Here is a 12,637-nt window from a genome sequence, read left to right on the forward strand (position 1 = left end):
TATATGATAAGTCAGTTGAAAAGAGAAGCACTTGATGCATTAAAAGGAAGATGGGGATTAGCGGTAGGGCAACTTTATTAATTGGAATCCTTATTGGAGCTGTTGAAATGCTAACAACAGGTATTTTCTCGATATTTTGGGGTTGGGAAGAGGCAAGTGATTCACTTACAGTAAGTATTATAGTAATGCTTGTTATTGGTCCATTAACAATAGGTGCCTATTATCTTGTTTTAAATGCAATTCGTGGGACTGATGCTCGCATTGGTCATATATTTAGATGGTTTAGCGATGGAAGTAAGTTGATGAAGTCGTTTTTAACATATTTACTAATGTATGTATACTTGACTCTATGGACATTACTTCTTATTATTCCAGGTATTATTAAATCATTTTCTTATTCTATGACATATTTTATTTTGAATGATCATCCAGAATATACAGCGAATCAAGCGATTACTGAGAGTCGTCATATGATGAATGGACATAAAATGGATTACTTTTTACTATGCTTAAGTTTCTTAGGCTGGTTCATATTAAGTATTCTTACTATAGGAATCGGTTTCTTATGGTTAGCACCGTATTTCTACGCGACATCAGCCGCATTTTATGAAGAGATTTCAAAAGAATATTATAAAAAAGAAGGCACTACTTTCTAATAACCACCTATCCCCTAAAGAATATAGGGCACAGATAGTTTAGATGTTCTGTTTAGGGGGGATTTCAGGATAAGGTATAGGTTTTTATATAAAAATTATGCCCTCTATGTTTTAGCATAGAGGGCTATTTTTTTGTGAAAGTAATGAATAATATATGTGAAACAAAAAAAGTGAGGTGAATGAGAGTGAGCAAATTTTTAATACCGTATTCGTTTTCTATATTAAGTTTCTTTATTTCAGTAACGGCACTTGATTTATATGATAGGATGGGAAACAATAGTGACCTGGTTTCGCCGAACATAATCGGTAAGATAATTCAATCTACTGCGCAAATGGGAGTCCTTACATTATATTTCGGAGTACCTATCATTTTAGGTGGCTGTCTACTTGGTGAGCTATTGTTTAGAGGTATCATTTTATGATTTAAACTAAGCTATATTCTATCTTTATTATTATATTTACTTTTAGCTTTTAGTATTGTTTCTGTAACGATTGGAATTCCAACTACATATGAGTATTCTAATACTACTTTCATGGTAATAACTATGATTTGCGCTGTTACATTCTTTATGGGCCGGAATATATGGGAGAAAAAAGAAATGAATAATGGAGTAACAGAATGAAATATACATGTCCGTGCTGCGGGTATAGAACAATAGAAGAAGAACCACCAGGTACATATGAAATTTGTAATATATGTTACTGGGAAGATGATGAGGTACAGTTTAACGATCCTGACTTTGAAGGCGGGGCAAATGAAGTCTCGTTAAGACAAGCACAGAAAAACTTCATTGCATTTGGTGCTTGCGAGGAATGTTTTGTGAAATCAGTTAGAAAGCCGACTAGCGAAGATGTGAAGGATACTAGTTGGAAGCAAATTAGTTAAATAGATTTAAATAAAAATGTTATTACTCGATGTAACAAGAGTAATAACATTTTTTTATGTAATGATGAAAGAATTAACGGCGTCTTATAAGGTAAAATAATAAAGATGATAACGTAATAGGTAGGCCTGTTTCCAAAAAGGCTTCTAAATTAAAGGATAGAAAATATCGGTCGTTAAACAACATAAAGAAGAAATGATTGTAGGAAATACCTAACACTATAAATAAAGGAATACCGATTTTTAATTCGTGACTTCCTTTTATTTTTCTATAACAAAATTCGCCTATTAAACAACCGATAAGAACAGGAATACTTCCAAGAATTGAAAGCATAATAATAGATACCCAAATCGGCCCCCATGAATCCGCATAATTTGGAACGCTTGTATACTGTAAAACATTCACAATGATAGAAAAAAACAATAAGCATATTAAATAACTAATAGAAAATTTTTTCAATGGAATCATCCTTATAAAATTTCACTTTATTTTTATGAAAATATAAACCTCTTTAAATTATAGATTAGATGTATAAGGATAATCAATTTTTATACATTTCGTGTTTATGGATATATTTTCAATAAATACAAAAGTATAGATGTATAGTCAGCTTTGTGTGTTTAATGTTATCATATTGAATGATATGGAAATTTTTAATAGAATAAGTAACTAAAAATTCAAAGGTAATGAAGCTTTTGTTGTATAAAGAAAATACTTAGTAGTAATCAACAATATTAAAAATAAGATTCGTATTTATATAAATTTAGTAGAAATGGGGTTTTAAAAAGGAATGAGTATAAGCATAACGCGGCAAAAGATTTTGGCGGCCGCTTCTCAAATTGTGCAATGTAAAGGGGTTGCTAAATTAACCTTAGAAGCAGTGGCAAAAGAGGCGGGTGTAAGTAAAGGTGGATTATTGTATCACTTTTCAAATAAAGAAGCTTTAATAGAAGGTATGATAGTCAGAGGGGTAGAGGATTATGAGGGAGCCATTTACAATAAAGTAGCGGAAGACGCAGAGAAGAAAGGGAGATGGGTTCGCTCTTTTGTAGAGGAAAGATTAAATAATGAGAGAAGAACAGAAGAGTTATCTAGTAGTATGATGGCAGCATTCATGTTAAAACCTGAATTACTTGAGCCATTACAACAATCATTTCAGCAACTGCAAAAGAATATAGAAAATGATGAGATAGATTCAGTTTGTGCAACAATTATTAGATTAGCAGCAGATGGATTATGGTATTCGGAATATTTAGGGGTTGGAAGACTAAGCCCCGAGTTAAGAGAAAAAGTGATTCAAGCTCTTATTGGAAATTCATATAAATAGAATATATGAACTATATAATGTGAAAATAATTCACCGTTGCTTCTTTAATGTAGTGGTGAATTGTTTTTTTTATTAGAAAAATAGAACAATTTTATAGAGTATTGAATTATAACCGTCCAGACGGTATAGTAATATTTGGTTTAAGAGGAAAATGAAACAAAAAAAGAATAAAAGATATTTTTAGCACACTATTCGAAAGGATAGGCCGCAAAGCTTAGAGTCTACGGTAATACATATTGGTTACTAAGATCGTCTGGTTGCACATTTTTGATGCAACCGGACGGTCTTTTTTTGTTATATAAATATAAAAAATAGGAGGGAACTATGCAAATGAAAAGTACTAAAAGGCATATTTCAATGGTTTCATTAGTTTTTCTAGTATTATTTTCAGTGCTGAATGTGTGGGCTCCAGTTATTCAAGCTGCTGTGATGAAAAGTCCAGTGGACGAAATTAATATTTCCCGTACTGATGGCACGACATCTGAACCGTATCAAGCCTCAGATGGTATGAAAGTAGAAGTGAAGTGGTCAGCTAAAGAAAAAATAAAAAGTGGAGATCAATTCACAATTGATATGCCAAAAGAGTTTCGAAAAGACCTTATGAATATGAATTTTCCTTTAAAAGATGCTGAAGGAAAAACAGTTGGTACATGTGAGATGAAAAAGGGTCTATTAACGTGTACTATGGGTGATTACGTAGAAGGAAAGAATAACATTAAAGGTTCTTTATTCGTAGAATTCTACTTTGGTTTAGAAGCATATGATGGTGTTAAAGAAATTCCATTAGAATTTAACGTTGATGGTCAAATCGTTAATAAAGAAGTAAATGTAAGTAATACGACAGAGAGACCGAAGCCACAGCCCAATACAGATAATCTATTGAAATGGGGTTCTTATAATCAAGAAGATCCTTCGATTGCTGATTGGCTTGTATATGTAAATGCAACTGGAACAGAAATGCAAGATCTTAAATTAACAGATACATTAGGACCTGGGCATGAGTTAATTACAGACAGCGTAGTATTAGAAGAGGCTGTATTTGAAGATGGTTATGCACCAACAAATATTAAGCCAGCAGATTTATCTAACATTAAAATAAATGCAACGAAGACTGGATTTACAATTGAGTTTCCAGACAGTTCAAAAGGCTATATTTTAAGATATAAAACAAAGGTTACAAATCCTGCTGCGAAGCCTCATAAAAATACTGTGAAATTAGAAGGTAAAAATATTAAAACTGAAGAAAAAGTAGGACAAGTATTTGTAAGTGGTGGGGGAGGATCCGGTTCAGGTGACAATAATCCACCTAGCATTGAAAAAAATATAGTTGATGAGAATGGCAAGCTTGTAGAGAATGAGCAGTTAACACAAATGGATCAAGTTATTCAATACCAAGTTGGTACACATATACCGAACGATCCTCCTAAATACAATTCTATGGTAATTAGTGATGATTTAGAAGATGTTTTAGAAGTATTAGAGGCAAAAGTGTATGATCAAAATGGCCAAGATATTACTTCTAAAGGAACGTTAAATATAGATAAACAAAGAAGTGAAGTAACATTTACGTTTGGTGAGAGTTTTGACTATAAGTCATATGAAGACCAGATAATTAATCTCAGTATCAAGGCGAAAATCAAAAATAATGCAGACTTATCTTCTTACGTAGATAAGAAGATTCCTAATAAAGCGGAATTACATTTTGATGATAAAACTTTAACATCAAAAGAAGTAACTATTACGCCGCCTGAAGCTCCAAAAGATGGTACAGTATCGCTTCATAAAATAGATTCTGAGAATCCGAACAAAGGGTTAAAAGCTGCCGAATTTGAAGTCCGAAATAGTGCAAATGAAGTTGTTGCAAAACTGAAAACGGACGAAAAAGGTTTTTCAGTACCTCAAACTTTAGCTCCTGGGACGTATAAAGTATATGAAACAGTAGCACCAGAAGGATATCAAAAATTAACAAGTCCAGTAGAGGTTACACTCCAAGCTGGAGAAACAAAAACAATTGAAATTAAAAATACTATGCAAAAGGGTCAAATTGAAGTAAAGAAAATTAATTCGGAAAATGGTGAGAAACCATTAGCAAATGCAGAGTTTGATATAGTAAAAGACGGTGTAGTAGTCGAACATATTGTTACAGATAAAGATGGTAAGGCAATCTCTAAACCGTTAGCACCAGGAAAATATATTTTAAAAGAAATAAAAGCACCTGAAGGCTACCAATTAAAAGAAACAGAGTTCGAAGTAAATGTAACAGGGGACGGCATATTCCCAATACAAGTGGAAAATGCAATGGTAGACAAAGGTAATATAGAAATTACAAAAGTGGACAAAGAAAACGGGGCAGTATTAGCCGGTGTCGAATTTGAAGTCCAAGATGAGAAAGATGGCGTAGTAAGAAAAGTAGTAACAGATAAAGAAGGAAAAGCAAACGTTTCAGATCTATCAGTAGGAAAGTACAAATTAGTAGAGACGAAAAGCTTACCAGGTTACAAAAATCTAGCAGAACCAGTACTATTTGAAATTACAAAAGGTATGACAAAAGCTTTAGTAATAAAAGTAGAAAATGAACAGTTAGACAAAGGCTCAGTAGAAATTACAAAAATAGATAAAGATAGTCAAAAAGTATTAGAAGGCGTAGTCTTCGAAGTGCAAGATGAGCAAGGAAAAGTAGTAACAGAAGTAAAAACAGATAAAGATGGTAAAGCAAAAATCTCAGATTTATCAGTAGGAAAGTACAAATTAGTAGAGACGAAAAGTTTACCTGGCTACAAAAAGCTAACAGAACCAGTATCATTCGAAATTACAAAAGGTATGACAACAGTCCTATCATTGAAAGTAGAAAATGAACAGTTAGATAAAGGTTCAGTAGAAATTACAAAAGTAGATAAAGACAACAAAAAAGCATTAAAAGGCGTAGTCTTTGAAGTGCAAGATGAAGCTGGAACAGTAGTAAAGGAAGTAAAAACAGATAAAGATGGTAAAGCAAAAATCTCAGATCTATCAGTAGGAAAGTACAAATTAGTAGAGAAAGAAAGTTTACCAGGCTATAAGAAACTAACAGATCCAGTATTATTTGAAATCAAAAAAGGCATGACTGAAGTTCTATCATTAAAAATAGAAAATGAAATGGTAGATACGGGAAATGTAGAGATAACAAAGATAGATAAAGATAATAAAGCACCGTTAGCGGGAGTAACATTCATCGTCCAAGATGAAAAGGGTAATGAAGTTACAAAAGTAACGACAGATAAAGATGGAAAAGCAAATGTTTCAGATTTACCTGTAGGAAAGTATGAATTAGTAGAGGTAGAAAGTTTACCTGGTTATAAAAAGCTAGAAAAACCAGTATCATTTGAAATCAAAAAAGGCATGACCGAGGTTCTATCATTAAAAGTAGAAAATGAAATGGTGGATACAGGGAATGTAGAGATAACAAAAATAGATAAAGATAGTAAAGCTCCATTAGAAAATGTTGTATTTGAAGTACGTGATTCAAAAGGAAAAGTAGTTGCGAAAGTAACGACGGATAAAGAAGGAAAAGCAAACGTTTCAGATTTACCTATTGGGAAGTATGAGTTGGTGGAAGTAGAAACACCGGCAGGATACAAACCACTAGAAAAGCCAGTTTCATTCGAAATTGAAAAGGGTAGAGTAACAGCGCTAAAGCTAACAGTAGAAAATGAATTAGTGGATACAGGAAATGTAGAAATTACAAAAGTAGATAAAGAAAATAAAGATGCTTTAGCTGATGCAGTATTTGAGATTCAAGATGCAGCAGGACAAGTAGTCGCTAAAATAACGACAGATAAAAAAGGACAAGCACAAGTTACTAATTTATCAGTCGGCACATACAAGTTAGTAGAAGTAAAGGCACCAAAAGGGTATAAACAATTAGTAGATCCGATTACTTTCCAAATTGAAAAAGGCATGACAAAATCTCTTGCTTTAACAGTAGAAAACGAAATGTTAGACAAGGGAAATGTGGAAGTAACAAAAGTAGATAAAGATAGTCAAAAAGTATTAGAAGGCGTAATCTTCGAAGTTCAAGACGACAAAGGCAAAGTAGTAACAGAAGTAACGACAGATAAAGATGGAAAAGCAAACGTTTCAGATCTATCAGTAGGAAAATACAAATTAGTAGAGACGAAGAGCTTACCAGGTTACAAAAAATTAATAGAACCAGTATCATTCGAAATCAAAAAAGGTATGACGAAAGTTTTATCATTGAAAGTAGAGAACGAACAGTTAGATAAAGGTTCAGTAGAGATTACAAAAGTGGACAAAGAAAGTGGCGCAGTATTAGCGGGCGTAACATTCGAAGTGCAAGATGAAAAAGATAAAGTAGTAACAAAAGTAACGACAGATAAAGAAGGAAAAGCAAACGTTTCCGATTTATCAGTAGGGAAATATAAGCTAGTAGAGGTAGAAAGCTTACCAGGATATAAAAAATTAGCAAAACCAGTATCGTTTGAAATTAAAAAAGGCATGACAGAAGTCTTATCACTAAAAGTAGAGAATGAACAGTTAGATAAAGGTTCATTAGAAATTACAAAAGTGGACAAAGACAGCCAGAAGGCATTAGAAGGCGTAACATTCGAAGTGCAAGATGAAAAAGGCAAAGTAGTAACGAAAGTAACAACAGATAAAGAAGGAAAAGTAAAAATTTCAGATCTATCTGTAGGAAGTTACAAACTAGTAGAAGTAGAGAATGAACAGTTAGACAAAGGTTCAGTAGAAATCACAAAAGTAGATAAAGATAGTCAAAAAGTATTAGAAGGCGTAGTCTTCGAAGTACAAGATGAGCAAGGCAAAGTAGTAACGGAAGTAAAAACAGATAAAAATGGTAAAGCAAAAATCTCAGACTTATCTGTAGGAAAGTACAAATTAGTAGAGAAAGAAAGCTTACCAGGTTACAAAAAATTAACAGAACCAGTATCGTTTGAAATCAAAAAAGGAATGACAGAAGTTCTATCATTAAAAATAGAAAATGAAATGGTAGATACGGGAAATGTAGAAATTACAAAAATAGATAAAGATAATAAGGCACCGTTAGCAGGTGTAGTCTTTGAAGTTCAAGACGACAAAGGCAAGGTAGTAACGAAAGTAACGACAGATAAAGCTGGAAAAGCAACAGTTTCAGATTTATCAGTAGGAAAGTACAAGCTAGTAGAAGTAGATAGTTTACCAGGCTACAAAAAATTAGAAAAGCCTGTACCATTTGAAATTAAAAAAGGTATGACAAAATCTTTAACGTTCACTGTAGAAAATGAAATGGTAGATACGGGGAATGTAGAAATCACAAAAATAGATAAAGACAGTAAAGCTCGATTAGAAAATGTTGTATTTGAAGTACGTGACTCAAAAGGAAAAGTAGTTGCAAAAGTAACAACGGATAAAGAAGGAAAAGCAAACGTTTCAGATTTATCTATTGGAAAGTATGAGTTAGTAGAAGTAGAAACACCGGCAGGATACAAGCCACTAGAAAAGCCAGTTTCATTCGAAATTGAAAAAGGTAGAGTTACAGCATTACAATTGACTGTAGAAAATGAATTAGTGGATACAGGAAATATAGAAATTACAAAAGTAGATAAAGAAAATAAAGATGCTTTAGCTGATGCAGTCTTTGAAATTCAAGATGCAGCAGGACAAGTAGTCGCTAAAATAACGACAGATAAAAAAGGACAAGCACAAGTTACTAATTTATCAGTTGGCACATACAAGTTAGTAGAAGTAAAAGCACCAAAAGGATATAAGCAATTGGTAGATCCGATTACTTTCCAAATTGAAAAAGGCATGACAAAATCTCTTGCTTTAACAGTAGAAAATGAAATGTTAGACAAGGGAAATGTAGAAGTAACAAAAGTAGATAAAGATAGCCAAAAAGTATTAGAAGGCGTAGTCTTCGAAGTACAAGATGAGCAAGGCAAAGTAGTAACAGAAGTAACGACAGATAAAGAAGGAAAAGCAAACGTTTCAGATCTATCAGTAGGAAAATACAAATTAGTAGAGACGAAGAGCTTACCAGGTTATAAGAAGTTAACGGAACCAGTATCATTCGAAATTAAAAAAGGTATGACAAAAGTCTTATCATTGAAAGTAGAGAATGAAAAGTTAGACAAAGGTTCAGTGGAGATTACAAAAATGGCCGCTGAAAGCAAGGAAGTCTTATCAGGAGCTGTGTTTGAAGTTCATGATGACAAGGGAAAAGTGGTAGTGAAAGTAACAACAGATAAAGATGGAAAGGCAAAAATCGCAGATCTATCTGTAGGTAACTACACACTAGTAGAAGTAGAAGCACCAAAAGGATATGAAAAATTAACTAATCCAATTCCATTTGAAATTACAAATGGAATGATAAATGCAGTTCAATTAGAAGTATTAAACAAATTGAATCATTTAGCACCACCAGGTCCAGAAACACCAGATCCAGAGATACCTGGAACACCGAATCCAGAAAAGCCTGGAACACCAGATCCAGAGATACCTGGAACACCGAATCCAGAAAAGCCTGAAAAAGAATTACCGAAGACAGGGCAGAAAATGCCTGTGGAACCATATATGGGAGCACTTCTTGTAATGATGAGTTTTGGGTTACTCGTATTAGGTAGAAAACAGCAGAGATAATAAAGGTGAAAAGGTATCCTCAAAGTATTTGAGGATACCTTTTTTAGCATAAAAAAAGCATCTAGCAAAAGAACTAGATGCAAATAAAAACACATGGGAAGACAAAATTCTTCCCGTTTCCCGTATGTAATTATATCAAAAAAATTATAAAAAACTAGCTATATTTAAAATATAATTTTAAAAAAAGTTATATACATAAATAATTGCAATACTCGCAGTTTTATCTTCCTGAAAAAGTTATTTCTTTAGTTCCGAATATTAAGACTAATGTTGATAAATCTTCAGATAATTAGAAATAATGTCCAAAAGGATATATAATATGGCTTAAGAAATAGTTTTAATGGATTACATATATTTCATTTGGTGTATTAATTGAATATCATAATTTTTAATTTTATTAAGCAAGAATCTCGGTTACTTATTGCATTTCTAACATAGGGTGAGAAAGAAAAATACAATAGTGTGGAGGTTTTTATAATGACGTTTGTTCTTAGTAAAATGAGTGGCTTTAGCATAGAAGAAAAGGTACATGAATTTGAATCTAAAGGGTTTCTTGAAATCTCAAATGAAATCTTTTTACAAGAGGAAGAGAATCATCGCTTATTAACACAAGCACAGTTAGATTATTATAATTTGGAAGATGATGCGTACGGTGAATGCCGTGCTAGATCTTATTCAAGGTATATAAAGTATGTTGATTCACCAGATTATATTTTAGATAATAGTAATGATTACTTCCAATCTAAAGAATATAACTATGATGATGGCGGGAAAGTTAGACAGTTTAATAGCATAAATGATAGCTTTTTATGTAATCCTTTAATTCAAAATATGGTGCGTTTCGATACTGAATTTGCATTTAAAACAAATATAATAGATACAAGTAAAGACTTAATTATAGGTTTACATCAAGTAAGATATAAAGCTACTAAAGAAAGACCATCTTTTAGTTCACCTATTTGGTTACATAAAGATGATGAACCAGTAGTGTTTTTACACCTTATGAATTTAAGTAATACAGCTATTGGTGGAGATAATTTAATAGTTAATTCTCCTCGGGAAATTAATCAGTTTATAAGTTTGAAGGAGCCGTTAGAAACTTTAGTATTTGGACAAAAGGTCTTCCATGCCGTAACGCCACTTGGAACAGAATGTAGTACGGAGGCTTTTCGTGATATTTTATTAGTAACATTTTCTTATAAGGAGACAAAATGAGAGAGAATAAAATAATTATGATTTCTGGAGCCAATAGCGGTATAGGTCATGCTTGTATAAAATACTTTTTAGAAAAATCATTTCATGTAATAGCTCTTGATATTAATAATAATAACTTAATAGATTATATGAAAACAGATATGCCTTTGAAAGTAGTGCAAATTGATTTAAGTAATAGCGAAGCGATTCATAATCTTTTTACTCAATTAGATTTAGAAAAGCTTTCTCCTGATATATTAATAAATGCAGCTGGTATTCGAGAGATAACACCTGTTTTACATTTATCCGATGATATGTTTAAAAAAGTAATTGATGTAAATTTAGTAGCCCCATTTATCCTTTCTAGGGAAGTAGCTAAGCGATGGTGTGAATCGAAAATAAAAGGTTGTATTGTGAATATAGCATCGGTTTCTGGATTAATGGCTGAACCAGAGCGAGCTGCTTATGTGGCATCAAAGCATGCCTTAATCGGATTGACTAAACAGATGGCTATGGAATTTGGGAAGCAAAATATAAGAGTAAATAGCATTTCTCCCGGTGTTATTAGAACTGAACTTACAGAAGAATACTTTAGTAATAAAGCCTTGATGTCTATGATAAAAAGTAATCAATCTTTAGATACTTGGGGATTGCCGCAGGATATTGTTTCATGTATTGAGTACTTGATTTCTGATCAGGCCCGCTTTATTACTGGTTCTAATTTTGTAATTGATGGTGGTTGGACTGCAGGGAAAAATTTGTAATTGAGTGTTTTTGAGGAAAAGCACCTGTCCTTTTTTAGGCTGGTGTTTTTCTCACTATAAACCGAGTTTTTATTGGAGGGGGATTAATTTGCTTCAAAAAAGTTTTAAGCAAGAGAAAACGGTACCGGCCTTAAAGATGATAGCATCAATGGTTATCTTTGGATCAGTTGGATTTTTTTCTGTTCAAACAAACTTACCTTCGTTTGAATTAGTGTTTGTAAGGTGTATTTTTGCGACAATATTTTTAAGTGTATGTTGGTTGCTTACAGGGCAATATAAACAAGATAAATGGGAACGAAAAGAAGTTATTCAAGTTTTAATATGTGGTTTTTTCTTAGTATTTAATTGGGTTTTCTTATTTAAAGCCTTTGAAAATATGTCAGTTACAATTGCTATCTCAGTTTATCATCTTGCACCAGTAATTGTACTGTTAATTGGAAGTATCGTCTTTAAAGAAAAATTAACATTAATATCTATCATTTCAATAATTGTGTGTTTTGTGGGAGCTTTATTAATTGCTGGTATCGATGGAAGCTTCTCTTTCGGTTCATTAATGTCTTCAGGTATGATATGGGGATTTCTTGCAGCACTCTTTTATGCATTTACAACTTTATTTGGTAAAGGGATTAACAAAATGAGTGCGTATGCAATGACATTTTTACAAACATTCTTGGGGATATTTCTTTTAATACCGTTTATAGATTTAGATGCTTTTAGTGGCCTCACTCAAAGTAATTGGACATATATTATAGCTACTGGTTTTATTCACACAGGGATAGTGTATTATCTGTTTTTTGATAGTTTACGCCATTTATCTACAAAAACAATCTCAATATTAGTTTTTTTAGATCCGGCAGTGGCAATATTATTAGATACTGTACTTACTGGATTCCGTCCAACTTTAATGCAAATAACAGGAATTCTTTTTATTTTTATTGGCATGACTTTAACATTAAAAAAATCTAAAGATAAAAAACTGAGCCAAAAAGAAAAGCGAATTGAAAGCGATGCTAGTATATCTCAACAATAATGAAATATATTGTGTATAAAACGATAAACCTTGCATGAATCATGCAGGGTTTATTTGGTTCAATATAATTCATATTTATAATATGTAATTTTAAAAACTGAGGTATGTTTTTTAACATGCTTTTGATTCAACTATTTTTATTTGACTAT

Annotated in this window: 7 protein-coding genes, 2 pseudogenes and 1 riboswitch; of the genes and pseudogenes, 8 read left to right on the plus strand and 1 reads right to left on the minus strand. The window is 32.4% G+C overall.

Features of this window, described 5'->3' with window-relative positions:
* Nucleotides 1–3 precede the first annotated feature (3 nt).
* The 3 genes and pseudogenes from ACQRBL_RS05085 to ACQRBL_RS05095 all read left to right on the plus strand — a co-directional run bounded on the left by ACQRBL_RS05085 (nucleotide 4) and on the right by ACQRBL_RS05095 (nucleotide 1,542).
* Nucleotides 4–656: pseudogene (locus ACQRBL_RS05085) on the plus strand (DUF975 family protein).
* A 185-nt stretch (nucleotides 657–841) separates the two neighbouring features.
* Nucleotides 842–1,279: pseudogene (locus ACQRBL_RS05090) on the plus strand (hypothetical protein).
* Nucleotides 1,276–1,542, plus strand: a complete 267-nt coding sequence (locus tag ACQRBL_RS05095) for a CPCC family cysteine-rich protein (RefSeq protein ID WP_000877837.1) — start codon at nucleotides 1,276–1,278, stop codon at nucleotides 1,540–1,542. Before ACQRBL_RS05090 ends, ACQRBL_RS05095 begins: the two are co-directional and overlap by 4 nt.
* Before the next feature lie 73 nt (nucleotides 1,543–1,615).
* On the opposite strand, the gene ACQRBL_RS05100 is transcribed toward ACQRBL_RS05095, so the two are convergent.
* Nucleotides 1,616–1,999, minus strand: coding sequence for a hypothetical protein (locus tag ACQRBL_RS05100; protein ID WP_000714567.1), 384 nt, complete (start codon nucleotides 1,997–1,999; stop codon nucleotides 1,616–1,618).
* A gap of 331 nt (nucleotides 2,000–2,330) precedes the next feature.
* Here ACQRBL_RS05100 and ACQRBL_RS05105 point away from each other — a divergent pair, with 331 nt between their 5' ends.
* The 5 genes from ACQRBL_RS05105 (at nucleotide 2,331) to ACQRBL_RS05125 (ending at nucleotide 12,488) form a co-directional block, all read left to right on the plus strand.
* On the plus strand, nucleotides 2,331–2,867 hold the full coding sequence (locus ACQRBL_RS05105) for a TetR/AcrR family transcriptional regulator (protein ID WP_065223818.1): 537 nt from the start codon (nucleotides 2,331–2,333) through the stop codon (nucleotides 2,865–2,867).
* 172 nt (nucleotides 2,868–3,039) lie between these two features.
* Nucleotides 3,040–3,132: riboswitch (cyclic di-GMP riboswitch) on the plus strand.
* Nucleotides 3,133–3,191: 59 nt separating this feature from the next.
* Nucleotides 3,192–9,500 (plus strand): SpaA isopeptide-forming pilin-related protein, encoded by a 6,309-nt coding sequence (locus ACQRBL_RS05110; RefSeq protein WP_411996261.1) that lies wholly within the window; start codon nucleotides 3,192–3,194, stop codon nucleotides 9,498–9,500.
* A 477-nt stretch (nucleotides 9,501–9,977) separates the two neighbouring features.
* Entirely contained in the window at nucleotides 9,978–10,715 is a 738-nt protein-coding gene (locus tag ACQRBL_RS05115; RefSeq protein WP_411996262.1) for a 2OG-Fe dioxygenase family protein, read from the plus strand.
* Entirely contained in the window at nucleotides 10,712–11,458 is a 747-nt protein-coding gene (locus tag ACQRBL_RS05120; RefSeq protein WP_001208940.1) for an SDR family NAD(P)-dependent oxidoreductase, read from the plus strand. The genes ACQRBL_RS05115 and ACQRBL_RS05120 overlap by 4 nt, the downstream gene beginning before the upstream one ends.
* A gap of 88 nt (nucleotides 11,459–11,546) precedes the next feature.
* A complete protein-coding gene (locus tag ACQRBL_RS05125) occupies nucleotides 11,547–12,488 on the plus strand; it encodes a DMT family transporter (protein WP_065482472.1) in 942 nt (313 codons plus the stop codon).
* Nucleotides 12,489–12,637: the final 149 nt, after the last annotated feature.

The sequence above is a fragment of the Bacillus sp. AF62 genome, from assembly GCF_050312695.1.
In the GTDB taxonomy this organism is placed as follows: Bacteria; Bacillota; Bacilli; order Bacillales; family Bacillaceae_G; genus Bacillus_A; species Bacillus_A cereus.

Coding starts and splice junctions, on each gene's coding strand:
- ACQRBL_RS05120 (WP_001208940.1), top strand. CDS start 10,712: ATGAGAGAGAATAAAATAATTATGATTTCTGGAGCCAATAGCGGTATA.
- ACQRBL_RS05115 (WP_411996262.1), top strand. CDS start 9,978: ATGACGTTTGTTCTTAGTAAAATGAGTGGCTTTAGCATAGAAGAAAAG.
- ACQRBL_RS05110 (WP_411996261.1), top strand. CDS start 3,192: ATGCAAATGAAAAGTACTAAAAGGCATATTTCAATGGTTTCATTAGTT.
- ACQRBL_RS05095 (WP_000877837.1), top strand. CDS start 1,276: ATGAAATATACATGTCCGTGCTGCGGGTATAGAACAATAGAAGAAGAA.
- ACQRBL_RS05105 (WP_065223818.1), top strand. CDS start 2,331: ATGAGTATAAGCATAACGCGGCAAAAGATTTTGGCGGCCGCTTCTCAA.